Origin of the sequence: Streptomyces sp. LMG1-1-1.1 (genome assembly GCF_040815545.1) — a bacterium.
In the GTDB taxonomy this organism is placed as follows: Bacteria; Actinomycetota; Actinomycetes; order Streptomycetales; family Streptomycetaceae; genus Streptomyces.
On sequence record NZ_JBFPNH010000001.1, the window covers coordinates 275,627 to 300,876 of the forward strand.

At 73.1% G+C, this 25,250-nt stretch carries 26 protein-coding genes, 1 tRNA gene and 1 pseudogene; 15 read left to right on the forward strand and 13 right to left on the reverse strand.

Features of this window, described 5'->3' with window-relative positions; translation table 11 throughout:
- Positions 1 to 97 precede the first annotated feature (97 nt).
- The 3 genes from MRBLMG1_RS01080 to MRBLMG1_RS01090 all read left to right on the forward strand — a co-directional run bounded on the left by MRBLMG1_RS01080 (position 98) and on the right by MRBLMG1_RS01090 (position 2,142).
- The gene (locus MRBLMG1_RS01080) at positions 98 to 1,162 is read left to right on the forward strand and encodes a bile acid:sodium symporter family protein (protein ID WP_367819741.1); all 1,065 of its coding nucleotides are present in this window, start codon (positions 98 to 100) and stop codon (positions 1,160 to 1,162) included.
- A 78-nt stretch (positions 1,163 to 1,240) separates the two neighbouring features.
- Positions 1,241 to 1,762 carry an isochorismatase family protein gene (locus tag MRBLMG1_RS01085; protein WP_367819743.1) on the forward strand — a complete coding sequence of 174 codons (522 nt, stop codon included), beginning with the start codon at positions 1,241 to 1,243 and terminating at the stop codon, positions 1,760 to 1,762.
- Positions 1,759 to 2,142 (forward strand): (2Fe-2S) ferredoxin domain-containing protein, encoded by a 384-nt coding sequence (locus MRBLMG1_RS01090; protein ID WP_367819745.1) that lies wholly within the window; start codon positions 1,759 to 1,761, stop codon positions 2,140 to 2,142. The genes MRBLMG1_RS01085 and MRBLMG1_RS01090 overlap by 4 nt, the downstream gene beginning before the upstream one ends.
- 136 nt (positions 2,143 to 2,278) lie before the next feature.
- Here the strand turns inward: MRBLMG1_RS01090 and fdhD are convergent, their stop codons facing one another.
- Positions 2,279 to 3,106: a formate dehydrogenase accessory sulfurtransferase FdhD gene (gene fdhD, locus MRBLMG1_RS01095; RefSeq protein WP_367819747.1), complete on the reverse strand. Its 828-nt coding sequence runs from the start codon at positions 3,104 to 3,106 to the stop codon at positions 2,279 to 2,281.
- A 248-nt stretch (positions 3,107 to 3,354) separates the two neighbouring features.
- Between fdhD and MRBLMG1_RS01100 the strand changes: the two genes are divergently transcribed.
- From MRBLMG1_RS01100 to MRBLMG1_RS01115, 4 genes are all read left to right on the forward strand, one after another.
- Positions 3,355 to 4,311, forward strand: a complete 957-nt coding sequence (locus tag MRBLMG1_RS01100; protein ID WP_367819749.1) for a beta-ketoacyl-ACP synthase III — start codon at positions 3,355 to 3,357, stop codon at positions 4,309 to 4,311.
- A gap of 180 nt (positions 4,312 to 4,491) precedes the next feature.
- Positions 4,492 to 5,043, forward strand: coding sequence for a hypothetical protein (locus tag MRBLMG1_RS01105; RefSeq protein ID WP_367819751.1), 552 nt, complete (start codon positions 4,492 to 4,494; stop codon positions 5,041 to 5,043).
- A 148-nt stretch (positions 5,044 to 5,191) separates the two neighbouring features.
- Positions 5,192 to 5,941: a class F sortase gene (locus tag MRBLMG1_RS01110; RefSeq protein ID WP_367819753.1), complete on the forward strand. Its 750-nt coding sequence runs from the start codon at positions 5,192 to 5,194 to the stop codon at positions 5,939 to 5,941.
- A gap of 295 nt (positions 5,942 to 6,236) precedes the next feature.
- Positions 6,237 to 6,324, forward strand: a tRNA-Leu gene (locus tag MRBLMG1_RS01115).
- 56 nt (positions 6,325 to 6,380) lie between these two features.
- Here MRBLMG1_RS01115 and MRBLMG1_RS01120 read toward each other — a convergent pair.
- Genes MRBLMG1_RS01120 through MRBLMG1_RS01130 form a run of 3 tightly spaced genes read right to left on the reverse strand, consistent with a single transcriptional unit; the run spans position 6,381 to position 8,081 of the window.
- The gene (locus MRBLMG1_RS01120; protein ID WP_367819755.1) at positions 6,381 to 7,097 is read right to left on the reverse strand and encodes a class I SAM-dependent methyltransferase; all 717 of its coding nucleotides are present in this window, start codon (positions 7,095 to 7,097) and stop codon (positions 6,381 to 6,383) included.
- Positions 7,098 to 7,131: 34 nt separating this feature from the next.
- Positions 7,132 to 7,644, reverse strand: coding sequence for a hypothetical protein (locus MRBLMG1_RS01125; RefSeq protein WP_367820288.1), 513 nt, complete (start codon positions 7,642 to 7,644; stop codon positions 7,132 to 7,134).
- Positions 7,645 to 7,649: 5 nt separating this feature from the next.
- A complete protein-coding gene (locus tag MRBLMG1_RS01130) occupies positions 7,650 to 8,081 on the reverse strand; it encodes an ATP-binding protein (protein WP_367819757.1) in 432 nt (143 codons plus the stop codon).
- A 271-nt stretch (positions 8,082 to 8,352) separates the two neighbouring features.
- Here MRBLMG1_RS01130 and MRBLMG1_RS01135 point away from each other — a divergent pair, with 271 nt between their 5' ends.
- The 3 genes from MRBLMG1_RS01135 (at position 8,353) to MRBLMG1_RS01145 (ending at position 10,346) form a co-directional block, all read left to right on the forward strand.
- Positions 8,353 to 9,228 (forward strand): helix-turn-helix domain-containing protein, encoded by an 876-nt coding sequence (locus MRBLMG1_RS01135; protein WP_367819759.1) that lies wholly within the window; start codon positions 8,353 to 8,355, stop codon positions 9,226 to 9,228.
- Positions 9,229 to 9,465, forward strand: coding sequence for a DUF397 domain-containing protein (locus MRBLMG1_RS01140; protein WP_015037566.1), 237 nt, complete (start codon positions 9,229 to 9,231; stop codon positions 9,463 to 9,465).
- A gap of 74 nt (positions 9,466 to 9,539) precedes the next feature.
- Entirely contained in the window at positions 9,540 to 10,346 is an 807-nt protein-coding gene (locus MRBLMG1_RS01145; RefSeq protein WP_367819762.1) for an SAM-dependent methyltransferase, read from the forward strand.
- Between the two features lie 83 nt (positions 10,347 to 10,429).
- Here the strand turns inward: MRBLMG1_RS01145 and MRBLMG1_RS01150 are convergent, their stop codons facing one another.
- Both MRBLMG1_RS01150 and MRBLMG1_RS01155 read right to left on the reverse strand, forming a co-directional pair.
- Positions 10,430 to 12,319, reverse strand: coding sequence for a M64 family metallopeptidase (locus tag MRBLMG1_RS01150; protein WP_367819764.1), 1,890 nt, complete (start codon positions 12,317 to 12,319; stop codon positions 10,430 to 10,432).
- A 69-nt stretch (positions 12,320 to 12,388) separates the two neighbouring features.
- Positions 12,389 to 13,732 carry a 6-phospho-beta-glucosidase gene (locus MRBLMG1_RS01155; protein WP_367819765.1) on the reverse strand — a complete coding sequence of 448 codons (1,344 nt, stop codon included), beginning with the start codon at positions 13,730 to 13,732 and terminating at the stop codon, positions 12,389 to 12,391.
- Between the two features lie 113 nt (positions 13,733 to 13,845).
- Between MRBLMG1_RS01155 and MRBLMG1_RS01160 the strand changes: the two genes are divergently transcribed.
- A complete protein-coding gene (locus tag MRBLMG1_RS01160) occupies positions 13,846 to 14,289 on the forward strand; it encodes a YchJ family protein (protein WP_367819766.1) in 444 nt (147 codons plus the stop codon).
- A gap of 38 nt (positions 14,290 to 14,327) precedes the next feature.
- Here the strand turns inward: MRBLMG1_RS01160 and MRBLMG1_RS01165 are convergent, their stop codons facing one another.
- Positions 14,328 to 14,684: an ArsR/SmtB family transcription factor gene (locus MRBLMG1_RS01165; RefSeq protein WP_367819767.1), complete on the reverse strand. Its 357-nt coding sequence runs from the start codon at positions 14,682 to 14,684 to the stop codon at positions 14,328 to 14,330.
- Positions 14,685 to 14,839: 155 nt separating this feature from the next.
- On the opposite strand from MRBLMG1_RS01165, the pseudogene MRBLMG1_RS01170 reads away from it, so the two are divergent.
- Positions 14,840 to 15,718 (forward strand): annotated as a pseudogene (locus MRBLMG1_RS01170) (MFS transporter); the annotation flags it as partial.
- 88 nt (positions 15,719 to 15,806) lie between these two features.
- On the opposite strand, the gene MRBLMG1_RS01175 reads toward MRBLMG1_RS01170, so the two are convergent.
- The 3 genes from MRBLMG1_RS01175 to MRBLMG1_RS01185 all read right to left on the reverse strand — a co-directional run bounded on the left by MRBLMG1_RS01175 (position 15,807) and on the right by MRBLMG1_RS01185 (position 19,690).
- The gene (locus MRBLMG1_RS01175; RefSeq protein ID WP_367819769.1) at positions 15,807 to 17,900 is read right to left on the reverse strand and encodes an MDR family MFS transporter; all 2,094 of its coding nucleotides are present in this window, start codon (positions 17,898 to 17,900) and stop codon (positions 15,807 to 15,809) included.
- A 75-nt stretch (positions 17,901 to 17,975) separates the two neighbouring features.
- Positions 17,976 to 18,170, reverse strand: coding sequence for a hypothetical protein (locus MRBLMG1_RS01180; protein WP_051034050.1), 195 nt, complete (start codon positions 18,168 to 18,170; stop codon positions 17,976 to 17,978).
- Between the two features lie 461 nt (positions 18,171 to 18,631).
- Positions 18,632 to 19,690, reverse strand: coding sequence for an ATP-dependent DNA ligase (locus MRBLMG1_RS01185; RefSeq protein WP_367819770.1), 1,059 nt, complete (start codon positions 19,688 to 19,690; stop codon positions 18,632 to 18,634).
- Positions 19,691 to 19,742: 52 nt separating this feature from the next.
- Between MRBLMG1_RS01185 and ligD the strand changes: the two genes are divergently transcribed.
- Positions 19,743 to 20,783 carry a non-homologous end-joining DNA ligase gene (ligD, locus tag MRBLMG1_RS01190; RefSeq protein WP_367819772.1) on the forward strand — a complete coding sequence of 347 codons (1,041 nt, stop codon included), beginning with the start codon at positions 19,743 to 19,745 and terminating at the stop codon, positions 20,781 to 20,783.
- A gap of 176 nt (positions 20,784 to 20,959) precedes the next feature.
- The gene (locus MRBLMG1_RS01195) at positions 20,960 to 21,859 is read left to right on the forward strand and encodes an alpha/beta hydrolase (protein ID WP_367819774.1); all 900 of its coding nucleotides are present in this window, start codon (positions 20,960 to 20,962) and stop codon (positions 21,857 to 21,859) included.
- Between the two features lie 138 nt (positions 21,860 to 21,997).
- Here MRBLMG1_RS01195 and MRBLMG1_RS01200 read toward each other — a convergent pair whose 3' ends face one another.
- Positions 21,998 to 22,657, reverse strand: a complete 660-nt coding sequence (locus tag MRBLMG1_RS01200; protein ID WP_367819776.1) for a TetR/AcrR family transcriptional regulator — start codon at positions 22,655 to 22,657, stop codon at positions 21,998 to 22,000.
- Between the two features lie 54 nt (positions 22,658 to 22,711).
- Positions 22,712 to 23,506 (reverse strand): IclR family transcriptional regulator, encoded by a 795-nt coding sequence (locus MRBLMG1_RS01205; protein ID WP_367819778.1) that lies wholly within the window; start codon positions 23,504 to 23,506, stop codon positions 22,712 to 22,714.
- Between the two features lie 263 nt (positions 23,507 to 23,769).
- On the opposite strand from MRBLMG1_RS01205, the gene MRBLMG1_RS01210 reads away from it, so the two are divergent.
- A complete protein-coding gene (locus MRBLMG1_RS01210; protein WP_367819780.1) occupies positions 23,770 to 24,021 on the forward strand; it encodes a WhiB family transcriptional regulator in 252 nt (83 codons plus the stop codon).
- A gap of 36 nt (positions 24,022 to 24,057) precedes the next feature.
- Here the strand turns inward: MRBLMG1_RS01210 and MRBLMG1_RS01215 are convergent, their stop codons facing one another.
- On the reverse strand, positions 24,058 to 25,032 hold the full coding sequence (locus tag MRBLMG1_RS01215) for an acyl-ACP desaturase (protein ID WP_367819781.1): 975 nt from the start codon (positions 25,030 to 25,032) through the stop codon (positions 24,058 to 24,060).
- Positions 25,033 to 25,250 lie beyond the last annotated feature (218 nt).

Sequence of the window (25,250 nt, forward strand, 5' to 3'; positions counted from 1 at the left end):
CTGGAGCAGGATGGACCCGCGCGCCACCCCGATTGCCGTACGGGCGCGCCCCGTACCCGCGCGGGCCGCGCGCCCCCGCAGTGCAGAGCTGGAGCCCATGACCCGCCACACCCCCCGCCGTGCCCTTCGCCTGCCGTCCCGGCCGCCCGTCGACGCGTACGTCCTCGCGCTGCTCGGCACGGTCGGCCTCGCCGCGCTCCTGCCCGCCTCCGGGGCGGCCGCGGACGTCGCCGAAGGCGCGTCGACGGGCGCCGTGGCCCTGCTCTTCTTCCTCTACGGCGCCCGGCTCTCCACCCGCGAGGCCCTCGACGGCCTCAAGCACTGGCGGCTCCACCTCACCGTCCTCGGCTGCACCTTCATGCTCTTCCCGCTGCTCGGACTCGCCGCGCGGGGCCTCGTGCCGACCGTCCTCACCCCTGAGCTGTACAGCGGACTCCTCTTCCTCTGCCTGGTGCCGTCCACCATCCAGTCCTCCATCGCGTTCACCTCGATCGCCCGCGGCAACGTGCCCGCCGCGATCTGCGCCGGCTCGTTCTCCTCGCTCGCCGGCATCGTCCTCACCCCGCTCCTCGCGGCCCTGCTCCTCGGCGGCGGCACGGGCGGCCTCTCCGCCGACGGTCTCCTGAGGATCGTGCTCCAGCTGCTCGTGCCGTTCCTCGCCGGCCAGTTCCTGCGCCGCTGGGTCGGGGGATTCCTCGTCCGCCGCAAGAAGGCCCTCGGGTACGTCGACCGGGGCTCGATCCTCCTCGTCGTCTACACCGCCTTCAGCCAGGGCATGACCGCCGGCGTCTGGCACCTCGTGACCCCGGCCCGGCTCGGCCTGCTGCTCGCCGTCGAAGCCGTCCTCCTCGCCGCGATGCTGGCCCTGACCTGGTACGGGGCCGGCCGCCTCGGCTTCGACCGGGCCGACCGGATCGCCGTCCAGTTCGCCGGCTCCAAGAAGAGCCTGGCCGCCGGACTGCCCATGGCGAGCGTCCTCTTCGGCCCCCACGCCTCCCTCGCCGTGCTCCCGCTCATGCTCTTCCACCAGACGCAGCTGATGGTCTGCGCGGTCATCGCCAAGCGCCGCTCACGCGACGCGGAGGCGGACGGCCCGAAGGATCCGGCCGTAGAGACCGCGGAGACCGCGGAGACCGCGGAGACCGCGGTGACGCGGTCGTGACCCCGGGCGCACCCTCCGGCGGCCGGATCACACCCCCGGCGGCGCCGGGATGATCATCCGGGCCGCTACGGTGCTCCCATGCCCGCACTCGATCCCGGCCGCACCGCGCTCGTCCTCGTCGACCTGATGGAACGCATCGTCGCGCTGCCCCTCGCCCCCCGCCCCGGCACCGACGTCCTCGCCGCGTCCGCCCGGCTCGCCGACACCTTCCGGGACGCCGGCGCGCCCGTCGTCCACATCCGCGTCGAGCGGCCGAACGTCGCGAACCAGCCGCCCGGCAGCGAGCTCGTCCCCGACCTGGTCAGGGACGGCGAGCCCGTCGTCGTGAAGCGGACCGTCGGCGGTTTCCAGGACACCGGCCTGCACGAGCTGCTCTCGGGGTTCGGCGCGACCACCCTGGTCTTCGGCGGCATCGCCACCAACCTCGGCGTCGAGTCGACCGCCCGCGCCGCCGGCGACCTCGGCTACGACCTCGTCTTCGCGGAGGACGCCATGTCGGCCCTCACCGCCGACGAGCACCGCGCCTCCGTCGACCTCGACTTCCCCCGCCTCGGCACGGTCGCACCGGTCGCCGCCATCACGCTGGACGGACCGCGGTGACCCCCGTACCGATACGTTACGGGGCCCGCCCCTGCTCGCTCGTCGTCTGCCGCGGCTGCTGCTGCGGCGACGGCGGCAAGAACCCCGGCACCGACCACGCGGGCCAGCTCGCCCGCCTCCGCGAGGCCGCCGCGGCCTCCGGCGGCCGGCTCGCCGTCCGTACCAGCGACTGCCTCGGCCCCTGCGCCCAGGCCAACATCGTCGTCGTCCAGCCCTCCACCGAGGGCCGGCGGCGCGGCGGCCGGGCCGCCTGGGTCGGCTTCACCCTGGACGAGGACTGCCTCGACGACATACTCGCCTGGACCGCGGCCGGCGGCCCCGGCATCGCCCCGCCCCCGGCCACCCTCGCCCTCCAGATGATCGACCCGCCCAAGAACTGACCCCGGCCGGATCCGGGTCCCGCCGGAGCCCGGGTCCCGCCGGACGCCGATCCGCCGGAGCCCGGGTCCCGCCGGACACCGATCCGCCGGGACCCGGGCCGAGCCGGACGGCGATCCGGCCCGACCAGTGGCCCTGTCAGACGACGATCCGGTGCTCTCCCGCGTACACGTTCATGTCCGGTCCGCGCAGGAAGCCCACCAGCGTCAGGCCGGTCTCCGCGGCCAGGTCGACGGCGAGCGAGGACGGAGCGGAGACGGCCGCGAGGACCGGGATGCCGGCCATGACGGCCTTCTGCGCGAGCTCGAACGAGGCGCGCCCGGACACGAGCAGCACGGCCCGCTCCAGCGGCAGCAGCCCCTCTGTGAGGGCCCGCCCGACGAGCTTGTCCACGGCGTTGTGCCGGCCCACGTCCTCCCGTACGTCGAGCAGCTCGCCGTCCTCGGTGAAGAGGGCGGCCGCGTGCAGCCCGCCGGTGGTGTCGAAGACCCGCTGCGCGGCCCGCAGCCGGTCGGGCAGCGTGGAGAGCAGGGCGGGCGTGAGCCGGAGCGGGGGAGTGTCGGCGATCGGGAAGCGGGCCGTGGTGCGGACGGCGTCGAGGCTGGCCTTGCCGCACAGGCCGCAGGACGAGGTCGTGTAGACGTTCCGCTCCAGGCTGATGTCCGGGACCACGACACCGGGTGCGAGCTGCACGTCCACGACGTTGTACGTGTTGGTGCCGTCGTCCTTGGCACCCGCGCAGTACACGATGTTGCGCACGTCGGAGGCGGCCGCGAGGACCCCCTCGCTCACCAGGAAACCGGCCGCGAGCGCGAAGTCGTCACCCGGGGTGCGCATGGTGATCGCGATCGGGCGCCCGTTCAGACGGATCTCCAGCGGCTCCTCGGCCACCAGGGTGTCGGGCCGTGCGTTGACCGCACCGCCACGGATCCGCAGGACACGCCGTCGCTCGGTGACCCGACCCATCGTGACCGTTCTCGTTTCTCTGCGCGGGGAAGGCCGGGAGGTCCCGGCCCGGGCCATTCTCCTCCACGGGTGCGGGGACGACATCCGGGTCCGCGGCGGCGCCGGAGCCCCGCCCCGCCAGGGGCCTTGTCACGGTCGGCCAAGCGGTACGGGTGAATCTTGGTGGTTTACGTCACCTGTTACCCATCAGTCGCTGGCAAGACTGGGGGATCCTGCCGGACGAACGAACCACCTAGGGGGTCCCGGGTATGACGGGCACTCGCATCGCCGCACTCGGGCACTACCAGCCCGCCAAGGTCCTCACCAACCACGACCTCGCCGAACTCGTCGACACCGACGACGCGTGGATCACCAGTCGGGTCGGCATCCGCACGCGGCACGTCGCCGGGCCCGACGAGCCGGTCGACGAGCTCGCCGCGCACGCCGCCGGCAAGGCCCTCGCCACGGCCGGCCTCACCCCCGACGACATCGACCTCGTCCTCGTCGCCACCTCCACCGCGATCGACCGCTCGCCGAACACGGCCGCCCGCGTCGCCGCCCGCCTCGGCATGACGTCGCCCGCGACCATGGACCTCAACGTGGTCTGCGCCGGCTTCACGCACGCCCTCGCCACCGCCGACCACGCCGTACGGGCCGGCGGGGCCCGCCGGGTCCTGGTGATCGGCGCCGACAAGATGACCGCCGTGACGGACTGGACCGACCGCACCACCTGCGTCCTCACCGGTGACGGCGCGGGTGCCGCGATCGTCGAGGCCGTCGACGACGCCGACGCCGGCGACGAGCCCGGCATCGGACCGGTGCTGTGGGGCTCGGTCCCCGAGATGGGCCACGCCGTCCGCATCGAGGGCACCCCGCCCGTCTTCGCGCAGGAGGGGCAGTCCGTCTACCGCTGGGCCACCCAGTCGCTGCCCGCGCTCGCCCGCAAGACCTGCGAGCGCTCCGGCATCGCCCCCGAGGACCTCGCCGGCGTCGTCCTCCACCAGGCCAACCTGCGGATCATCGAACCGCTCGCCGCGAAGATCGGCGCCGTCAACGCGATCGTCGCCCGCGACGTCGTCGACTCCGGCAACACGTCGGCCGCCTCCATCCCGCTCGCCCTGGCCAAGCTGGTCGAGCGCGGCGAACTGCCCTCCGGCGCCCCGGTCCTGCTCTTCGGCTTCGGCGGCAACCTGTCGTACGCGGGCCAGGTCGTCCGCGTCCCGTAGCGCGGGCCCCGGTCACTCCTCCGGCGCCCCCGCGCCCGCCCGCGCCGCCGTGCCCCGTTCGGCGGAGCCCGGTGGCGGCGCGCCGGGGGCGGACCTAGCTTCGATCGCGGTGAGGGTCGTTTCGTCCCGGGTACGGAATCGCTCCGTGTCCGACCCCCCGCGTGAACCGGAGGACCGCCCATGCGCGCGATACGTGCCGCTTCCGCCGCCCTGCTCAGCGCCGTCGCCGTGGTGGCGGCCGCGCCGATCGCCCTGGCGGACGAGGGCAACCGGAACATCACGTCGTTCGGCTTCTCCGTCACCCCCGCGACGGTCGCCCCCGGCGGCACCGTCACCCTCACCTCCGACGGCTGTGAAGTGCCGTCCGTGACCGTCACCTCCGGTGTGTTCGACACCGTGACCCTCACCGAGGGCCGCTCGGGCAGCGCGACCGTGGACATCGACGCCAAGGCCGGCGCCCAGCACGAGATCACCTTCGACTGCAAGGGCGAGCGCGGCACGACCACCCTCACCATCGCCCAGGGCGAGCCCAGCCCGAACCCCGAGGGCCACGACAACGGCGTGCCCCCCGGAGCGCACAAGGGCGTGAAGGCCGGCTTCGGCACCGCCGCCGCGCACTCCGACCCCGACGCCCTCGGCACCACCGAAGTGGTCACGGGCGTCCTGCTCATCGCCGGCGCCCTCGGCGCCGCCGTCGTCCTGACCCGCCGCCGCGCCGCCGGCGGCGCCTGACGGCCGGCCCAGGGCGGCCTGAGAAACGGCCCCTCCGCCCCGGTGTGACGAGGTCCGGGACGGAGGGGCGCCAAACGGTGTGGGGACGCTGCCGAGGAGGGCGGACGTGGGGCGGTCGCGCGGTACGCGAGGAGGGGCGGACGGCGCCGTGCGCGCGCAGGCTACGGGACGGTCGGACGGCGCCACGGTGCCGGACGGCGCTGGACGGGACCACGCCACGGGCCGGGCACGGGTCCGTTCGGAAGGCGCCCTCGCGGCCGACGGCCACGCGCGGCGCGGCGCCTGGGGCGTCGTCGCCGTCGTCCTCCTGGTCGGGGTGCACCTGGTGCGCGGCGGCACGGGCGGCGCCGACGGCCCGCCCCAGCCCGTTGTCGCGGCCGCCCCCGACGGCGCCCGCGCCGACGCCTCAGCGGTCGCCGCCGTCTCCGTACCCGGTCCGCTGCCCCCGTCCGCCCCCGTCCGGGTCCGCGTCCCCGCCGTCCGCATCGACGCCCCCGTCACGGACGTCGGACTGGACGCCGAAGGCTGGATCGAGGCCCCGCCGCCCGAGGACGACCGGCTCGCCGGCTGGTTCACCGGAGCGGTCACCCCCGGCGAGCGCGGCACCGCCGTGGTCGTGGGCCACGTCGACACCCCGAACGGCCGCGCGGTCTTCTACGACCTCGGCGCCCTCGCCAAGGGGCACCGCGTCGAGATCGCCCGCCGCGACGGCCGGACCGCCGTCTTCTCCGTGTACGGCGTCGAGGTCGTACCCAAGGACGCCTTCCCCGCCGCACGCGTCTACGGCGACTCCGGCCGCCCCGAGCTGCGCCTCATCACCTGCGGCGGCGCGTTCACCGAGGAGAGCGGCTACACCGGCAACACGGTCGTCTCGGCCCGTCTCGTCGACGTCCGCTGACCTCCCCGACCTGACGGACTGCCGCCGCCTCCATGGCCCGGACCGCGCGCGGTCGTCACTGTGACCCCCACGGAGCCGGCGTCGGGGGGCGCCGGGCTCCCACCCCCGCGCTCTCCGTACGGCGCGCTCATCATCGACCACCGAACGCGTACACGATCGGGCAAATCGTCTCAATCGCGTCCGAAGTCGCCCCCGCACCCCACTGACCACGGAAAACGCTGGTGAAAGGCACCTCAAACCCCTGGTAGAGTTACATCTGTCGCCGCGAGGGAAACCACGAAGCGACAAACACCTGGTCCGGGTGGCGGAATGGCAGACGCGCTAGCTTGAGGTGCTAGTGCCCTTTATCGGGCGTGGGGGTTCAAGTCCCCCCTCGGACACCACACGAAGGTGCCGGTCGATCTCGAATCGACCGGCACTTTCGCGTATGCCCGCGCCCTCACTCGGTGCGCTTGCGCGCCACCACGAGGCGGCAGACCGGGCTGCCGTCGTCACGGCAGCCGAGACTCTCGACCGGCACGAGGGAGACCTCGAAGCCGGCGTCCCGCAGACGTGAGTGGACGTCGGCGAGGCGGAAGGTCCGGTAGTACATGACGAACGGCGGACGCCAGACGGTGTTCCTGACGCGCATGGCGGCGTCGAAGCCCCACAGGACCCAGTAGAGGCGGGAGCCGACGGGGGGCGGGGCCGCGACCGGGAAGGCGAAGGTGCCGCCGGGCCGGAGGGCCGCGTGGACCTGGGCGAACAGGGTGCGCTGGTCGGCGGGCAGGAAGTGGCCGAAGGCGCCGAAGCTGACGGCCAGGTCGAAGGCCGGGGCGAAGGGGAGCGCCAGGGCGTCGGCGCGGACCAGGTCGGCGGCGGGGTGCGCGGTCCGGGCCCGCGCCAGCATCCCCGTACTGAAGTCGACGCCGGTGACGCGGCCCGCGCAGACCGAGCGGAGCACGCCGAGTCCGGCGCCGGTGCCGCAGCAGACGTCGAGCCCCGAGTCGAACGGGCCCAGGGTCTCCAGGGTGCGGGCCACCGCGCCGAGCAGGCGGTCGGAGGTGCGGAACGGGGTCGCGTCGAACTTGCCGGCGAGCAGGTCGTAGCCGTGCTCGACGGAGGAGAGGGCCTGGACGGTCAGCTCGCGGAGGCTGGGGCCCTGCGGGGTGAACATGTCCCCGACCCTATGCCGTGACCGGCCCCGCGCGTCAGAGCGCGCTGCCCACCGAGGGCGCCGGCCACGCCGGGGCGGTGCCCGTCAGCTGGCAGACGAGCAGGTAGAGCGGGATCGGCGGGGTGTAGGGGGAGGTGCCGTCGGGGTGGTGGATGAGGCGCGGGCCGCGGTCCGGGATCTCGGCGCCGGGGGCGTAGCAGGCGGGCAGCGGCCAGCCGAGGTCGTGGTCGGAACCGGCGGGGACCAGCCACCACCACCATGCGGAGTCCGCGTAGACGCAGCCCTTGGCGGGGAGGCGGGAGAGGATCTTGAAGCCGAAGCGGGCCGGGACGCCGACGGCGTCGCAGCCGAGGCCGGTGTGGAGGCCGACGGGGACGGCGAGGCGGGTGGCGTCGAGGTCCGCGGAGTCGAGCGTCCGGGAGCCGGGCGAGGTCGAGACGAGTCGCCTGGGCCGCGGTGCGCGGGAGTCGGCGGCGGCGCGCTGGCGCGGGACGGTGGGGGTGTCCAGGGGTTTGCGGGCCGACCGGGGGGTCAGCAGGGTGGCCATCGACCTCAGCACGGTTCCCCCATGCCGTGGGCGAGCTCCGCCCAGACGACCTGTGCCGTGCCGTGGCCGGTGCGGTCGGCGCCCCAGGCGGTGCAGAGCGCGTCGACGATGAGGAGTCCGCGGCCGCGTTCGTCCTCGCCGCAGTCGCGTATGCGGGGATCTGCCGGGCCGCCCTCGTCGCGCACGGCTATGCGCAGGGTGTCCTCGCCCTCGCGGAGTTCGCAGATCACCCGGTCGCTCGCGGTGTGCACGACGGCGTTCGTGACGAGTTCGGAGACGACGAGGGCGACCGTGTCGCGTATCTCGGGGCCGCAGCCCCAGAGGATGAGCCGCTCCTCGGCGAGCCGGCGGGCGCGGGCGACGGATTCGGTGCGGGCCGGGAGCTCGAAGGCGAAGCGGCGGACGGGATCGGTGTGCTGCTGTGGGCGCTGGGCCATGACCCGGGGAGCTCGCGGGCTCAAGAGACCTGAGGGCTGCGCGTTACCAGAAGCCACGACCGGTTCCTCACAACAGTGGGCAGGACTGCCGTACGGCGCTGTCGCCGTGGCCTGGTGGCGCACGGCGGCAGCGTGTACTGGTTCACCGGAACACTGTCCTCCTGAGTCGGACACTTGGCAAGTGGCACTCTGGAAATTGCAGAGTGCCTTGTTCTCACTGGCCCGGCTTCGTGGCACACTCGTCGAAACAGTGCGTCGGGGAGGTCTGAGAGTGAGCGAGCCGCGGTCCGCCCCCACGGTGGGACAGGTCGTTCTCGGCAGGCGCCTGCAGGATCTGCGGGAGCGGGCCGGCCTGAAGAGGGAAGAGGCCGCGAAGATCCTCCGGGTGGCCCCGGCCACCGTCCGGCGGATGGAGACCGCCGAGGTCGCGCTGAAGATCCCGTACGTCCAGCTCCTGTTGAAGGAGTACGGGATCACGGACTCCGAGGCCGAGGGCTTCATCGCCCTCGCGGAGGAGGCCAACCTCCCCGGCTGGTGGCAGCGGTTCCACGACGTGCTGCCCGGCTGGTTCTCCATGTACGTGAGCCTGGAGGGGGCCGCGAGCCTCATCCGCGCGTACGAACCCCAGTTCATCCCCGGTCTCCTGCAGACCGAGGCGTACGCCCGTGCCATTCTGCGCAGCGGGGCGGTCGGTGGCGGCAGCGACGCCGCCAAGGACGAGGACGCCGAGCGTCATGTAGCCCTACGGATGGAGCGCCAGTCCCTGCTGACCAGGGAGGACGCCCCGAAGTTCTGGGTGATCATGGACGAGACGGTGTTCCGCCGACCGGTCGGCGACGGGCCCGAGGTGATGCGCGACCAGCTCGACCGGCTGCTCGAAGCGTCCGAGTCGCCGAACGTCACCCTGCAGATCGCGGAGTTCGCGTCCGGCCACCATCCCGGCACCTACGGACCGTTCGTCCTCTTCCGCTTCGCCATGCCCGAACTGCCGGACATGGTCTACAGCGAGTACCTGACCGGCGCCGTCTACCTCGACGCGCGCCCCGAGGTGGCATCCCACCTGGAGGTCATGGACCGCATGGCGGCTCAGGCCGCGACTGCACAACGCACGAAGGAGATTCTCCGGAATCTCCGCAAGGAGCTGTGAATGGATCGCATATACAACGGCATGCCCGCCGCGGAGCTCGGTGCCGAAGGATGGCACAAGCCGTGGAGCGGCGGGAACGGGGGCAACTGCGTGGAGGCCATGAAGCTGGCCGACGGCAGAGTCGCCGTGCGACAGTCCGCAGACCCTGAAGGACCAGCGCTCATCTACACCCACGGGGAGATCGCCGCTTTCATCCAGGGCGCCAAATCCGGTCAGGCTGACTTTCTGCTCACCTGAACCCTTCCGTCCCACCCCTACCATCGCGTAACTCTTGCTGTAGCGACAGCCGTTCATCCCGACCAGGAGAGCCGATGACCCAGGACCCCGCATCCGTCCGGATCGACACCAGCAAGCCCCATCCGGCGCGGATGTACGACTGGTTCCTGGGCGGCAAGGACAACTACCCGGTCGACGAGGCGATGGCACGCCAGCTGCTCACCGTCGACGCCCGGGGCCGGGACATGGCCCGCGTCAACCGGGCCTTCATGCACCGCGCCATCCGCTGGCTCAGCGCCCACGGCGTCCGGCAGTACCTGGACGTCGGCACGGGCATCCCGACCGAGCCCAACCTGCACCAGATCGCGCAGGAGGCCGCGCCGGAGTCCCGCATCGTCTACTGCGACAACGACCCGATCGTGCTCGCGCACGCGGCCGCCCTGCTGCGCTCGACCCCGGAAGGGGCCACCGAATACATCCAGGCGGACGCCCGCGAACCCGAGGTCATCCTCGAAAGGGCTGGAAAGGTCCTTGATTTCGACCAGCCCATCGCCCTGTCGATGCTCGCCCTGCTGCACTTCGTCGGGGACGAGGACGGCGCGTACGAGCTGGTCTCCAAGATCGTCGAGAAGCTCGCGCCGGGCAGCTACCTCGTCCTCTCGCACGTCACCGGGGACTTCGACCCCGAAGGCGCGGCGAAGGCGAGCGCCATGTACAAGGCGCGCGGGCTGACCCTGCGGCCCCGCTCGCGCGACGAGCTGGCCGCCTTCTTCGAGGGCATGGAGTTCGTCGAGCCCGGAGTCTCGCTCACCGCCGAGTGGCACCCGGAGCTGGGCGAGCCCGTCCCGGTCCAGGGCGACGACCCCATCCCGGGGTGGGCCGCCGTGGCCCGCAAGCCCTGACCCGACCCGTACGGAGCGAGAAGGGGGCCCGTGGACCGGAATCCGGTCCACGGGCCCCGTTCGCTTCCCGTGCCGGACGCTCCCTACGGCTTCACCAGGGTCACCAGGAAGCTCCGCGCGCGGCCCACGTTCCCGGCCGCGTCGATCGTGCGGTACTCGACGGTGTGCGTGCCGTAGTCCGGGGTGGCGTCGTCCCACGGCACCGCACGGCTCCGGCCCAGCTTCCCGTACACCAGGTCGTCGATCACGGTGCCGCCGGGCGAGAAACGGAACGGCGCGTCCGCGTCCGTCGGCCAGCCGTAGTACGTGTACCAGCCGTCGCCGTCGACCCGGAACTGACTGACCACGGCGCCCTCCTGGTCGTCCCGCGCGGTCAGCCGCATCGTGAACGGCCCGTCGTAGACGTACTCGTCGGGCCCGTCCGTCCGCCGGACCGTGCGCAGCGGCGTGGACAGTTCGTACGAGGCCGTCGCCGGGCGGGCGTCCACCGTCCAGCACAACTCCTCGGCCGTCCCCGGGATGCGTGCGGTCAGCGTGTGCGTGCCGGGCGCGAGACGGAGCGAACCCAGGTCCAGGTCACGGTCGTTGCGGCCGCCCGGGCGCACCGGCCGGCCGTCGAGGCGCCAGTGCACGGCCGGGGTGCGGTCCGCCGGATGCGTGGTGTCCGCGTGGACCACCGACCGGGCGCCGACCGGCTGCCCGGTGGGGGTGTGCCCGGTGAACGCGGCCTCCACCGGCTCCTCCCGCGTGCCGAGCGAAGGGTCCACCGACCAGGTGACCGTACGGGTGAGCGCGGTCGAGGCGCGGACCTCGGGGTCGCGGACGAAGGGCGTCGGATCGGTCACCGTCGCCGTCAGGGTGTGCGCACCGGGGGAGACGCCGAGGCGCCGCAGGTCGACGGTGCGCGCCCCGCGCGTGGCGAGGGCACGGCCGTCCAGCCGCCAGGTGACCGCGAGCGCGCCGCCCACGGGGTGCAGGGTGTCCACCCACACGGTGCGGTCCGCGCCGATCGGCGCGGTGTTCGGCGTGTGGTCCTGGACCAGGTTCACCTTCGCCGAGATGGCCTTGACCATCACCTCGCGCTCCACCTGGTCGAACGCGTAGCCGAGCGTCTTCATGAGGGAGTGGCGGCTCGGACGCCAGACGTCCTTCGTGCTGTACAGGCCGCCCTCGTGGCGCCCGATGACCCCGCCGGCCTCGCTCTCCTCGCCGAGCCAGCGCCACCACTTGGCCCGCTGCCGCGTCATCTCCTCCTCCGTCAGGAGGGTGTGGTGGGCGGAGCTGGGCTCCGGCCCGGAATAGGCCTCGCCCGGCACTCCGCGCGCGTAGTAGTCGTACTCGTCCTGGAGACCGCCGAGCGAGTGGCCTATCTCGTGCGGGGTGATGAGGGAGGAGAGCGCGTTGCCGCCGGAGGCCGTGGCGTAACTTCCGCCTGCGCCCCCGTAGGTGGAGCTGTGGGCCAGTGCGACGATCTGCCGGTTGGCGCGGGTGGTGCCCGGGACCAGGTCGGCGAGCGCGGCGGCCTTGCGGCTGTCGACGGTGAGCAGCCGCTGCACGCTGTCCGGGTTGCAGCCGCCCCAGAAGCCCATGCCGAGCGGGGTGTCACGGGCCGGGGCGGTCAGCGCCGGGTCGCAGTCGACGCCCGACTCCGGCGAAGGGACCTCCACCGACCACACGTTGACGTACGAGCGGTACGAGGCGAACGGCTCGATGCTCCACAGCGTGTTCAGGTGCCGTTCGAGGTCGGCCCGGAACGCGGGCATCTCCTCTGCGGTGTAACCGTCGCCCATGAACACCAGGTTGAACCGCCGGTCGGCTGGCCCGGTCGTCTGGACGGGGACGACGACGGGACCGTCACCTGGCGTCGGGGTCTCCGCGGCCGCCGGTCCCGCTCCCACGAGTCCGGCGGCCAGCAGACAGACCGCGACGATCCTGGCCAGGCCTCTGTGTGCTCCGTTGCGCTGTGAGGTCATGGGGCGCGAGCCTAGGCCGCGCCCCCCGCCCCGTAAAGATGTTCGCCGGCCGTACGACTCGGCGACGGTTCAGTGCCGCAGATACGCAAGTCCCGGGTGCTCCGCCCGGTAGCCGTCCACCAGCCGGCGGGCCACCGCCACCGAGTCGACCAGCGGGTGCAGCGCGAAGGCCTTCACGGCCGTCGCCCGCGAGCCGCTCTCCGCCGCCGCGAGGACCTCCCGCTCGACGGCCTTCACCGCCGTCACCAGACCGACGGCGTGGTACGGCAGCGGGGCCACCGACACCGGGTGGGCGCCGTTCGCGTCGACCGAGCACGGCACCTCGATCACTGCGTCCGCGTCGAGCGCGGCGAGCGTCGAGCCGTTGCGCACGTTGAGGATCAGGGTGGCGCGCTCGTCCCGCGCGATGGCCCGCATCAGCGCCAGCGCCACCTTCTCGTAGCCACCCGACTCCAGGTCCTCCTCGTCGCGGTCCCCGGTCCCCGCGGCCTCCCGGTTGGCGGCCATGTAGGTCGCCTCCCGGTCGGCGAGCGTACGGTGCCAGGCGGCGAGCGCCGACACGTCGGGCTTGGCCGCCTCCTCGTAGAAGCCGGCCTGCTGGTCGCGGAGATAGGCGCCGCGCGTCCGCTCGGCGGCCCGGTAGGCGTGGACCGCCTCCCGGTTGAAGTAGTAGTAGTGCAGGTACTCGTTGGGGATCGCGCCGAGCGAACGCAGCCACTCCGGCCCGAACAGCCGGCCCTCCTCGAAGGAGCCGAGCGCCGCCTCGTCGGCCAGCAGGCCCGGCAGCAGGTCCCGCCCGCCGACCCGCAGCCCCCGCAGCCAGCCCAGGTGGTTGAGGCCCACGTAGTCGATCCACGCCTCGGCCGGGTTCGCGCCCACGAGCCGGGCGACCCGGCGCCCCAGGCCCACGGGGGAGTCGCAGATGCCGACGACCCGGTCGCCGAGGATCCGGGACATCGCCTCCGTGACCAGCCCCGCCGGGTTCGTGAAGTTGATGACCCAGGCGTCCGGGGCGAGTTCGGCGACCCTGCGCGCGATGTGCACCGCCACGGGCACGGTCCGCAGCCCGTACGCGATGCCGCCCGCGCCCACCGTCTCCTGGCCGAGCACACCCTCGGCGAGCGCGATCCGCTCGTCGGCCGCGCGGCCCTCAAGCCCGCCGACCCGGATCGCCGAGAACACGAAGTCGGCCCCGCGCAGCGCCTCGTCCAGATCCGTCGTCGCCGTCACCACGGGCGCGTCCGGCACCCCCGAGCCCTGCTCCGCGAGCACCCCGGCGATGGCCGACAGCCGCGCGTCGTCCAGGTCGTACAGGGTGACGTGGGTGACCCGCCCCTCGGCGTGGTCGCCGAGCAGGGCCCCGTACACCAGCGGCACCCGGAATCCGCCGCCTCCGAGAATCGTCAGTTTCATGGTCGTACGCTACTCGGACGCGCCCTCTGAGCAGCGGGATTCCCACCGGACGTCCACCAGGGCGTCCACATGCCGGGCGCCGTCCCGCCGCCGCGGTGCGCGAGAATGGCGCCATGTCCCGACGCAAGCCCCGCCCCCGTACGACCACGGCCGCCGCGCCCGCCGTGACCGCGACCTCGCCCTGTCCCTGCGGCCTCGACGCCGCGTACGGCCAGTGCTGCGGCCGCTTCCACACCGGGACCGGCGCCACCGCGCCCACCGCCGAGCTCCTCATGCGGTCCCGCTACAGCGCCTTCGTCGTCCGCGACGAGGCGTACCTGCTCCGGACCTGGGCGCCGGCGACCCGGCCCCACGACGTCGACTTCGACCCCGCGCTGCGCTGGGCCGGCCTGGACATCGAGGCCGCCACCGACGGCACCGCCTTCCACCAGCACGGCACCGTCACCTTCACCGCCCGCTTCGTCCACGACGGCGAACCCGGCACCCTCCACGAGCGCAGCCGCTTCGCCCGCCACGACGGCGCCTGGGTGTACGTGGACGGCGACTTCATCGACTAGGAGGCGTCTCGGCCCTGTCCGGCGGGGCCTCTTGCCCGTCATCCCGGGCCGTCCTGGGAGCTCGGCCCGAGGAGGGCCAGGCCGAGTTCGCCGGCCCGGTAGTACACCTCGCGCCGGTACCGGTGCGAGGTCACCAGGCCCGCGTCCCGCAGGACCGCGAGGTGCTGCGAGACCGCGCCGGGGCTCAGCCCCGTCTGCAGGGCGAGGCCCGTGGTGGTGGTCGGGGTGCTCGTACGCCCCAGGAGCCCCGCCCGGCTGCGCCCGAGGAGCCGCGCGAGCCCGTCGCCCGGCTCGGCACGCCGTTCCCACAGGGTGCCGACGGCCCGCGCGGGATAGACGAGGCACGGCGCGGTGCCGGGCCGTCCCGGCCCGGAGTCCCGCCCCGGGAGCAGCACGCAGCGGGTCGTGAAGACGCTCGGGGCGAGGGTGATCCCGCCGCCGTCCAGGGCGATGCCCCGGGCCTCGTGGGCGACCTCGGCAGGGCCGCGCTCCTCGCCACCCTGCCGCTCGCCGCGTGGCTCGGGGTCCTGACCTTCCCCAGGTGTACGGGGTGGCCTTCGGCCTTTCGGTCTGCACGGCCTTCTTCGACATCGCGTACCAGAGCCATCTGCCCCGACTGGTCGACGAGGACCGGCTGGTGGAGGCGAACGTGGCGCTCGAAGCGACCCGCACGGTCACGGCGGCGGGGGGTCCCGGAGTGGGCGGCGCGCTCGTCGCCGCGGTGACCGCCCCGGTGGCGCTCGCCGTCGACGCCGTCAGTTTCCTCGCCTCCGCGCTCCTCCTCTCCCGGATCCGCCGTCCCGACCCCCGGCCCGCGCCGGTCCCCGGCACCCGGCTGCGGGACGAGATCGCGGAGGGCCTGAGGTTCGTGTGGCGCGACCGCCTGCTCCGGGGGCTGACGCTCACTGCCGCGATCTCCAACCTGTGCGGCACGATCTGCACCTCGATGCTCCTCGTGCTGCTCGCGGGAGACCTGGGCCTGTCGCCGTTCCTGTGCGGGCTCGTGTTCACGGCGGAGGCGGTCGGCGGCTTCCTGGGCAGCCTCCTGACGACCCGGATCTCCGCCCGCCTCGGCGAGGCGCGCGCGATGTGCGCCTCCGTCGTGGCCAGCGGCGTGCTGTGGCTGCTCGCGCTGCCGTTCTTCCAGGCCGACGGGCGGTACGCGCTGGCGTGCGTGCTCCAGGGGCTCGGATGGACCGCCTTCATGACCTTCAAGATCAACTCGGTGGTGCTGCGCCAGCGCCGCACCCCCGCCCCGCTGCTCGGCCGCGTCACGGCGACCTTCCGTTTCCTGGTCTGGGGCTGCATGCCCCTGGGCGCTCTGGCGGGCGGCCTCCTCGGCCAGTACGCGGGCGTGCGCACGGCCCTGTGGACCGGCGCCCTGGGCGAACTGATGGCGGTGGCACCGCTGCTGCTGGTGCTCCGCCGAGCCCGGCGTGATGGGCAAGAGAGCGCCCAGGGGGCAAGCGCGGGTCGCGCCGGGGCGAGGGCGGTGGGGTGGTGGCCGGGGCTCGGGCTCAGCGGGAGCCCACGCTGGCCGTCTCCTGTGTGCGGGGGATGCCGCTGGCGAGGTCCTCGGCGACGATCTTCTTGGCGATGGAGTCGGTGGCGATCCGCAGCTCGGGACCGGTGGGGCGGCCGCGTTCCCGCGCGACGACGTCGGAGAGCCAGTCGCCCCAGGCGTGCGTGATGACGTCCGCCTCGCGCTTGCCGGCCGTGGTGTGGGAGAGGAGGTTGCCGTCGCGGGTGAGGAAACCCTCGTCGACCATCCGGTCGAAGACGGGCAGGAGGACCTCCGGGGGGACGCGCCGCCCGGCCGAGATCAGGCCGAGGCTGGCGTGCCCGACGGTCCGGGTGTAGAGCTCGACCTGCATGACCGCCCAGGCGCCGGCGAAGTCGAGGCGGGTGTCGGAGGCGCCGACGATCCGGCGGGCCGTCTCCATGTCCTGGCGGCGCAGGATCCGGCCGACGGACAGTTCGAGGAGCTTCTCCGAGTCGCCGGACATGGTGGGGGAGCCGAAGCCCTCGCCCATGTCGGGGGCGCCGGCGCGCGCCGAGTCGTGGAGCTCGACCTGCTTGAGGAAGAGGGCGACGAGGAAGCCGACGGCGGCGACCGGCACGGTCCAGAGGAAGACGGTGTGGAGGGTGTCGGCGTAGGCCTGGACGATCGGCTCGGCGACCTGGTCGGGGAGCCCGTGCACGCCGGCCGGGCTCTGCGCGGCCTGTGCGATCCCCGCCGGGTCGACGCCGAGGCTCCCGGCGACGGCGGCGGCCTCGGCGACGCCCGCGGTGAGGTCGGGCCTGAGGGAGTTGGCGTAGATCGTGCCGAAGACCGCCGTGCCGAAGGAGCTGCCGAGGGTGCGGAAGAAGGTGACACCGGAGGTGGCGGTGCCGAGGTCGGCGTATTCGACGGTGTTCTGCACGGCGATCGTGAGGACCTGCATGCACAGGCCGATGCCGGTGCCGAGGACGAACATGTACAGCGATTCGAGCCAGGTGCCGGTCTCGGGGCCCATGAGCGAGAGGAGGTAGAGGCCGACGCCCATCACCAGGCAGCCGGCGATCGGGAAGATGCGGTACTGGCCGGTCTTGCTGACGACGTTGCCGCTGAAGATCGAGGCGATGAGCAGACCGACGACCATGGGGAGGGTGCGGATGCCCGACATGGTCGCCGACTCCCCGTCGACGTACTGGAGGTACGTCGGCAGGAAGGTCATCGCGCCGAGCATGGCGAAGCCGACCACGAAGCTGAGTACGGAGCACACGGTGAAGACGGGGTTCCGGAACAGCCGCATGGGCAGCATGGGTTCGGCCGCCCGGGTCTCCACCCAGCAGAAGAGGGCCAGCGCGATGAAGCCGCCGGCGAACAGCCCGATGATGACGGCGGATCCCCAGGCGTACTCGTTGCCGCCCCAACTGGTGGCCAGGATCAGGGCGCTGGAACCGGCGGCGACGAGCGCGATGCCCGCGTAGTCGATGACGGGGCGGCTCGCGGAGCGCACGGAGGGGATCGTGCGGGCGGCGGCGATGACGACGAGGATCGCGATGGGGACGTTGACGTAGAAGGCCCATCGCCACGTCAGGTGGTCGGTGAACAGGCCGCCGAGGAGCGGGCCGATGACGGTCGAGACACCGAACACCGCACCGATCGCGCCCTGGTACTTGCCCCGCTCGCGCAGGGGGATCACATCGGCGATGAGCGCCATCGAGGTGACCATGAGGCCGCCGGCGCCGACGCCCTGGAGGCCGCGCCAGACGATCAGCAGCGTCATGTTCGTGGCGAGTCCGCACAGGAACGAGCCGGTGATGAAGACGACCGCGGAGATCTGGAAGATCACCTTGCGGCCGAAGAGGTCGCCGAACTTGCCGACGAGGACGGTCGCGACCGTCTCCGCGAGCAGGTACGCGGTGACCACCCACGACATGTGGGCGGCGCCGCCCAGGTCCGCGACGATGGTGGGCAGGGCGGTACCGACGATCGTCTGGTCGAGGGCGGCCAGGAGGACACCCAGCATGATCGTGCCGAAGACGATGTTGCGGCGGCGGCTGTCGAGCACGGGTGGCTCGGTGGCGGCCGAGGGCGCGGGCGCTGCGTCGCTGGTCGTGGTCACCTTCGCAGCGTCACACCGGCACCGTGCGCGTGCATGCGGGGGACGCCCGAACAGGTGGACCCCCGCGGCGGCCTGTCAGGGGGTGACGGGCAGCTGGGGGTGGTGCTTGGCGAGGATCTTGTTGGCCCGTGCCAGCGCGGCGAGCGCGTGCTCGCGGTCCGCCCGGTCCTCCGCGCACAGCGGACCCCGGAACCGGTACACCTCGCGCGCCGCGCAGTCCGCGTCGACCTCGGCCTGGAGGACGTGCAGCGGGAGGCAGGAGCCGATCATCGCGGCCACGCGGTCGGGGATCGGGACGGGGACGAGGGGCGAGGGGGAGGTGATCACGGGTCAGTCCTAGTCGGTCCGGGAAGGGTGCGGGAGGTTCTCCTCTCCATACGTACCGGATGCCGGTACAGGTTCCGGCACGGGTCGGTCGCGGCTGTGCGACGGCGCGCGGGGCGCCCGGTCGAACACGGCGGCGCCCCGCGGGCCGACCGCCGGCCGCCGCCGGTCGGGCACGGGGACGTTCCCGCAGGTGCGGGGGCGCGCGACCGGGCCGCCGATTGTGTACCGACCTTGCGTATCGTCCGGAAGCGCGTCGAACGCGGTCCCGTCGGAGGGGTGTCGGGCCCCCTGGACGGCCGCGGGAATGTGAAGGATCTCACTCCGTGGTCGAGAGGCTTCCGGTCGGGCCGCTGCTGTGCCCGTGGGGGCCCTGGGGCCCGCGGGTCTCCCGGGACGTACGGGGTCTACCTGAGGATTTCGGCCAGGTCGTACGAGACCGGTTCCTCCAGCTGCCCGTAGCCGCAGGACTCCGGCTCCCGGTCCGGGCGCCACCGCTTGAACTGGGCCGTGTGGCGGAAGCGGTCCCCCTCCATGTGGTCGTAGCCGACCTCGCAGACCCGCTCCGGCCGCAGCGCCACCCACGACAGGTCCTTCTTGCCCGACCAGCGGCTCGGTGCACCCGGCAGCCGTGCCCCCGCGTGCGCGGCCTCCTCCGTCCAGGCCGCCCACGGGTGTCCGTCCGGCGGGTCCATCCGGAGCGGCTCCAACTCCTCGATCAGCTCGGCGCGCCGCTGCGCGGTGAACGCCGCGCACACGCCGACGTGCTGGAGCACGCCCCCGTCGTCGAACAGGCCGAGCAGCAGGGATCCGACCACCGGCCCGCTCTTGTGGAAGCGGTACCCGGCCACCACCACGTCGGCCGTCCGCTCGTGCTTGATCTTGTACATGAGGCGGGCGTCCGGGCGGTACGGCAGGTCGAGGGGCTTGGCGATCACCCCGTCCAGGCCCGCCCCCTCGTACTGCTCGAACCAGCGGGCGGCGAGTGCGGCGTCCGTGGTCGCCGGCGCGAGGTGGACCGGGGCGTCGACCCCTTCGAGGACGCGCTCCAGGGCCGTCCGCCGTTCGCTCAGGGGGACGTCGAGCAGCGGGACCTCGCCGAGGGCGAGCAGGTCGAAGGCGACGAACCGGGCCGGAGTGGTGGCGGCCAGCATCCTGACCCGGGACTCGGCCGGGTGGATCCGCTCGGTGAGCCGGTCGAAGTCGAGGTGTCCGTCGTGCTCGATGACGATCTCGCCGTCGACCACGCAGCGCTGCGGCAGCCGGTCCGCGAGCGCCTCGACGAGCTCGGGGAAGTAGCGGGTGAGGGGCTTGCCGGTGCGGCTGCCGATGACGAGCTCCGGCCCGTCCCGGTGCACGATCGCGCGGAAGCCGTCCCACTTCGCCTCGTACTGCATCCCGGGCGGGATCCGCTTCACGGCCTTGGCGAGCATCGGTTTCACGGGGGGCATCACCGGAAGATCCATGGGGCGATTGTCCGGTATGCGTGAGTTGTCGGCGAGCCCTAGGCTGACCCGCATGGCAGGCAAGGCGGCAGCGCTCGAACTGGAAGTCGGCGACCGGACCGTACGGGTCTCGAACCCGGACAAGGTCTACTTCCCCGAGCCCGGCTACACCAAGCTCGACATGGTCACCTACTACCTGGCCGTCGGTGACGGCATCACCCGCGCCCTGCGGAACCGTCCCACCACCCTGGAGCGCTACCCCGACGGGGTGACCGGCGAGTCCTTCTTCCAGAAGCGCGCGCCGAAGTACCTGCCCGACTGGATCCCGACGGCCCACATCACCTTCCCGAGCGGCCGTTCGGCCGACGAGATGTGCCCCACCGAGCCGGCGGCCGTGCTCTGGGCGGCCAACCTCGGCGCCGTCACCTTCCATCCCTGGCCGGTGCGCCGGGACGACACCGACCACCCCGACGAACTCCGCATCGACCTCGACCCCCAGCCCGGCACGGACTACGCCGACGCCGTCCGCGCCGCCCACGAACTCCGCGCCGTCCTCGACGAGCACGGGCTGCGCGGCTGGCCGAAGACCTCCGGCGGGCGCGGCCTCCACGTCTTCGTACCGATCATCCCCGAGTGGACGTTCACGCAGGTCAGGCGGGCCGCCATCGCCTGCGGCCGCGAGCTGGAACGGCGGATGCCGGAGCGGGTCACCATCAAGTGGTGGAAGGAGGAGCGCGGGGAGCGGATCTTCGTCGACTACAACCAGACCGCCCGGGACCGCACCATCGCCTCCGCCTACTCGGTACGCCCCCGCCCGCACGCCCCCGTCTCGGCGCCGCTGCGCTGGGAGGAGATCGACGACGCCGTGCCGCGGGACTTCGACATCAGGACGATGCCCGTCCGGTACGCCGAGGTCGGCGACGTCCACGCCGACATGGACGACGAGCGGTTCAGCCTGGAACCCCTGCTCGAACTGGCCCGGCGCGACGAGGCGGAGCACGGCCTGGGCGACCTGCCGTACCCGCCGGAGTACCCGAAGATGCCGGGCGAGCCGAAGCGGGTGCAGCCGAGCCGGGCGAAGAAGCCGAAGGAGGAGGCGGGGGAGGAGGCGTAGGGGAGGTCTGGGTGGCGGTAGGGCGTGGGCTCCGGGCCCGCGGGCCCTGGGTGGGTCGGCAGGGGCGGGGCGGCACCTTCCGGGTCGGCGCCGCCCCGCCTCTTCTTCTATCCTAAAACAATACGAACGATCGTGCTAGCATTTTTCTACAGCCAGGACGACCGAGGAGAACCGGCATGTACCCGATGGCTCCGCTCGTACGCACGACCCTGAACGCCGCCGCCCGCGTCGCCCCCGGACCGGCCGGCCGCCTCGCCTTCCACCTCTTCGTGCGCCCGCTCGGACGGGCCCGGCTCAAGCCCGGTGAGCGGGACCTGTTCGCCGCCGCGCGCACCGGCCGTCTCCGGGTCCGGGGCAAGGAGGTCGTCACCTACGAATGGGGCGACGGCCGGCGGCCCGTCCTGCTCGTGCACGGCTGGTCCTCGCGCGCCTCGCGCCTCACCGCCTTCGCCGAGCAGCTGATCGCCCGCGGGTACAGCCCGGTCACCTTCGACGCGCCCGGCCACGGAGAGGCCCAGGGGCGGGCCAGCAACATCCTCGAATACCGTGAGGTCATCCGGGAGTTGCACGCCCGGCACGGCGACTTCGACGCCGTCGTCGCCCACTCCTTCGGCGCCCTCGCCGCCCTCTTCGCCCTCCGCGACGGGGTGCGCACCGCCCGCTTCGTGGGGATCGGCGGCGTCGGCTCCTTCGACCTGCTGCTCGCCGGCTTCCAGGCCGGTCTCGGCATCGACGACCGGGTGGTCCAGTGCATGCGCGACCACGTCGAACGCCGCCTCGCACCCGACGAGCCCGGCATCTGGGACCGCTTCGGCGCCGACCGGGACCCCGGCGAACTCGGGGCGCCCGTCCTCCTGTTCCACGACGAGGGCGACGACATGGTGCCCCTCGCCCAGGCGCGTCTGCTCGCCCGCGCGCACGGCGACCGCGCCCGGCTCGTCGTCACCCGGGGACTCGGCCACCGCCGTATCCTCACGGACCCCGAAGTCGTCGCCGAAACCGTGGAGTTCGTGACCGCCGGCTCCCTCACGGAACCGGTGGTCGCGAAGCCGGAAGGCCGGGTCGCGGCGGGTTGAGGGCCGCGGGGTCCTCGGACTCGACGTCGGCGGGTGGTCGGCGGGGTGGCGTGTGCTGCGCCGCGGGTGGTCGGCGGCGTGGCGTGCGCTGCACCGGCGGGTGGTCGGCGGGTGCATGTCCTCCGCCGGCGTCGGGTCTCAGGCCGTGTCGGCCAGTGCCGTGCGGCCTCGGTCGGTGGCCTCCGCGCGCAGCCGGGCGGTGATGCCGCGGTCGGCGCGGGCGTACGCCGAGGTCTCGCCGAAGAGGACCGACTGCGCGTTGGCGGCCTCCATGAGGGCGATCACCTCGAAGGCCAGCTGCTCGACGTCCAGGTCGGCGGCGAAGTCGCCCGCGGCGCGCGCCTCGGTCAGCGAGCGCTCCACGTAGGCGCTCCAGTCGAGCCTGGTCCGGGCGACGGCGTCGTGGACCGGGCCCGTCCGCGCGTCGAACTCGGCCGAGACCGCGTAGAAGAAGCAGCCGCCGGCGAAGACCCGCTCCGAGGAGTACGCGAGCCAGTTCCGGCAGAGGTCGCGCACCCGCGGCGCGCCCGGCGGCACGTCCGCGAGGGGCGCGACGACCCGGTCGGCGAAGACGGCGACGGCCGCGCGGATCGTGGCGAGCTGGAGCTCCTCCTTGGAGCCGAAGAGGGCGAAGACGCCGCTCTTGCTCAGCTGGAGCTCGGTGGCGAGCCGTCCGAGGGACAGCCCTTCGAGGCCCTCGACGGAGGCGATGTCCATGGTCCGGCCGAGCACCAGGCGCCGGGTCTGGTTGCCGCGCTCGACGCGCCCGTCGGTCTTGGTCCTGGTCTCGCCGCTCATCCCCCCATCGTACTGAACGCACGACCGTGCGGATATCTGTGTGCGGCCGTGGCCCTACCCGGCCCGCTCTCCCGGGTCCCGGCGCTCCGCCGGCGCGAGGAGGAGCACCTCCAGGGCGCGGGCGCAGGCCCGTGCCTGCGCCAGGTACCAGTCGAGCCGGGCGTCGGTGATCAGCTCCGGGGTCGCGCGGACGGCGAGCGCGAAGCGCGCGTGCCCCGCCCGCTCCATGACCGGGACGGCCACGGTGCGTATCCCGAGGGCCGACCCACCGTCGTCGAGCGCGTACCCGGACTCCCGTACGCGTGCCAGCTCGGCCGCCGGTGCGGGAGGCTCGAGGGTCGTGGGTCCCGTGAGCGCGTACGGCCCCGGCGGCGACCACGGCCCGGCCTCGCCCGCCTGGGGCCAGGCGAGCAGGACCCTCCCCGGCGCCGTGGTGTGCAGCGGCCGGCGCAGGCCCACCTTCGGGGTCACCGGGCCGCCCGCCACGATCACCGCGTACGGTCCGCTGCGCAGCGCCAGGTCGGCCGTCGCTCCGGTCCGTTCGGCCAGATCGGACAGTTCGGGCTCGGCCAGGTGGAGCCCCCGCTGGTGGTACGCGAGACGGCCGAGTTCGGTCGTCGCGGGGCCCAGCCGGTAGCGGGCGGTGCGCGCGTCCTGTTCGAGGAAGCCGGCGCCGAGCAGGGTCCGGGCCAGCCGGTGCGCGGTGGAGGTGGAGAGGCCGAGCCGGCGCGCGAGGTCGGAGGCGCTCAGGTCGGGTCCGTTGTCGTGGAAACAGTGCAGCACGTCCAGTGCGCGGCGGACCGCCTGGGCGCCCGCCGGGGGTCGGACGATGCCGGCCTCGGTCGTCATAGGGTTCGCTCCCCGTGGGTGATCGGGCTCCCACGCTGCCACATGGCGGGAGTCGGCACGGGGCTTGCGCCGGGTCGGAAACACGACGTTCACACGTGCTCCCACACCCTGGGAACCGCCTGGTCGACCCGCTTCCGGGAAGGGGGAGGCGGGCGGCCGAAACGCCTCGGACGGCACCGGCGAAACGCCTGGGGCGGCACCGGGTACACGCCATTGATCGAACGTTGATGGCTCGTTTACGCGGTGGCGGCACCGTAGGAGCCATGCAGACGGATACCGACACGCTGACCGCTCCCGACCTCGCCTGGCGCGAGAACGCCCTGTGCGCCCAGGCCGGGCCCGAGTTCTTCTTCCCGGCCCCCGGCTCGTCGACGCGCGAGGCCAAGCAGCTGTGCGGGGCGTGCGAGGGGCGCGTGGAGTGCCTGGACTACGCGCTCCGCCACGACGAGAGGTTCGGGGTGTGGGGCGGCCTCTCCGAAAAGGAGCGGGGGCGGCTCAAGCGGCAGAGCCGCTGAGCCGCCCCGCGTTCCGGGTCGGACCCTGCCGGTGGGTCAGCCGGCCGCTCGGGCCGCCATGCGGGCCTTGCGCGCCGCGAGCTTCTCGTCGAACTTGCTCGCCTCGCTGTCCAGACCGTTCATGTAGAGACCCAGCTCCTCCTGCGCGCGCAGTCCTTCGGGGCCCAGACCGTCGATCTGGAGCACCTTGAGGAAGCGGAGGACGGGCTGGAGGACGTCGTCGTGGTGGATGCGCATGTTGTAGATCTCGCCGATCGCCATCTGCGCCGCCGCCCGCTCGAAGCCGGGCATGCCGTGTCCGGGCATCCGGAAGTTGACCACGACGTCCCGCACGGCCTGCATGGTCAGGTCGGGGGCGATCTCGAAGGCCGCGCCGAGCAGGTTGCGGTAGAAGACCATGTGCAGGTTCTCGTCGGTGGCGATGCGGGAGAGCATCCGCTCGCACACCGGGTCGCCGGAGTGGTGGCCCGTGTTGCGGTGCGAGATGCGGGTCGCGAGCTCCTGGAAGGCGACGTACGCCACCGAGTGCAGCATCGAGTGCCGGTTGTCGGACTCGAAGCCCTCGCTCATGTGCGCCATCCGGAACTGCTCCAGCTTGTCCGGGTCGACGGCGCGCGAGGCGAGCAGGTAGTCGCGCATCACGATGCCGTGGCGGCCCTCCTCGGCGGTCCAGCGGTGCACCCAGGTGCCCCAGGCGCCGTCGCGGCCGAAGAGGCTGGCGATCTCGTGGTGGTAGCTCGGGAGGTTGTCCTCGGTGAGCAGGTTCACGACGAGGGCGATCTTGCCGATGTCGGTCACCTTGGACTGCGCCGGGTCCCAGGCCTCGCCGTCCTCGAAGAAGCCGGGGAAGTTCCGGGCGTCGGACCAGGGCACGTACTCGTGCGGCATCCAGTCCTTGGTGACCTTGAGGTGCCGGTTGAGCTCCTTCTCCACGACCTCTTCCAGCGCGTAGAGCAGCCGAGCGTCGGTCCACCCTGTCGAGCTGCCGAGGGGGGGAGAAGTGAGCGTCACGGGGACTCCTGGGGACGGGGAGCGGGGGGGGCATACGGGCATACCTACGGATTCGTAGGTTACGAGACCGTAGGTTAAGGCTCCGTAAGGCGTCGGCCAAGCCCGTCCCGGCGATGTCCGGTTACGTTCCGTTATGTGCGCTGCTCGGCGAGGGTGTCGGAGACCCAGGTCACGTCCCCGGAGGCCGTCGGTGGACGTCGGGACCACTACGCAGCGCA

Bases quoted from the DNA above. Each gene is read 5' to 3' on its own strand.
- MRBLMG1_RS01080 (WP_367819741.1), top strand. From the start codon at position 98: ATGACCCGCCACACCCCCCGCCGTGCCCTTCGCCTGCCGTCCCGGCCG.
- MRBLMG1_RS01085 (WP_367819743.1), top strand. From the start codon at position 1,241: ATGCCCGCACTCGATCCCGGCCGCACCGCGCTCGTCCTCGTCGACCTG.
- fdhD (WP_367819747.1), bottom strand. From the start codon at position 3,106: ATGGGTCGGGTCACCGAGCGACGGCGTGTCCTGCGGATCCGTGGCGGT.
- MRBLMG1_RS01100 (WP_367819749.1), top strand. From the start codon at position 3,355: ATGACGGGCACTCGCATCGCCGCACTCGGGCACTACCAGCCCGCCAAG.
- MRBLMG1_RS01105 (WP_367819751.1), top strand. From the start codon at position 4,492: ATGCGCGCGATACGTGCCGCTTCCGCCGCCCTGCTCAGCGCCGTCGCC.
- MRBLMG1_RS01120 (WP_367819755.1), bottom strand. From the start codon at position 7,097: ATGTTCACCCCGCAGGGCCCCAGCCTCCGCGAGCTGACCGTCCAGGCC.
- MRBLMG1_RS01125 (WP_367820288.1), bottom strand. From the start codon at position 7,644: ATGGCCACCCTGCTGACCCCCCGGTCGGCCCGCAAACCCCTGGACACC.
- MRBLMG1_RS01130 (WP_367819757.1), bottom strand. From the start codon at position 8,081: ATGGCCCAGCGCCCACAGCAGCACACCGATCCCGTCCGCCGCTTCGCC.
- MRBLMG1_RS01140 (WP_015037566.1), top strand. From the start codon at position 9,229: ATGGATCGCATATACAACGGCATGCCCGCCGCGGAGCTCGGTGCCGAA.
- MRBLMG1_RS01145 (WP_367819762.1), top strand. From the start codon at position 9,540: ATGACCCAGGACCCCGCATCCGTCCGGATCGACACCAGCAAGCCCCAT.
- MRBLMG1_RS01150 (WP_367819764.1), bottom strand. From the start codon at position 12,319: ATGACCTCACAGCGCAACGGAGCACACAGAGGCCTGGCCAGGATCGTC.
- MRBLMG1_RS01155 (WP_367819765.1), bottom strand. From the start codon at position 13,732: ATGAAACTGACGATTCTCGGAGGCGGCGGATTCCGGGTGCCGCTGGTG.
- MRBLMG1_RS01160 (WP_367819766.1), top strand. From the start codon at position 13,846: ATGTCCCGACGCAAGCCCCGCCCCCGTACGACCACGGCCGCCGCGCCC.
- MRBLMG1_RS01180 (WP_051034050.1), bottom strand. From the start codon at position 18,170: ATGATCGGCTCCTGCCTCCCGCTGCACGTCCTCCAGGCCGAGGTCGAC.
- MRBLMG1_RS01185 (WP_367819770.1), bottom strand. From the start codon at position 19,690: ATGGATCTTCCGGTGATGCCCCCCGTGAAACCGATGCTCGCCAAGGCC.
- ligD (WP_367819772.1), top strand. From the start codon at position 19,743: ATGGCAGGCAAGGCGGCAGCGCTCGAACTGGAAGTCGGCGACCGGACC.
- MRBLMG1_RS01195 (WP_367819774.1), top strand. From the start codon at position 20,960: ATGTACCCGATGGCTCCGCTCGTACGCACGACCCTGAACGCCGCCGCC.
- MRBLMG1_RS01200 (WP_367819776.1), bottom strand. From the start codon at position 22,657: ATGAGCGGCGAGACCAGGACCAAGACCGACGGGCGCGTCGAGCGCGGC.
- MRBLMG1_RS01205 (WP_367819778.1), bottom strand. From the start codon at position 23,506: ATGACGACCGAGGCCGGCATCGTCCGACCCCCGGCGGGCGCCCAGGCG.
- MRBLMG1_RS01210 (WP_367819780.1), top strand. From the start codon at position 23,770: ATGCAGACGGATACCGACACGCTGACCGCTCCCGACCTCGCCTGGCGC.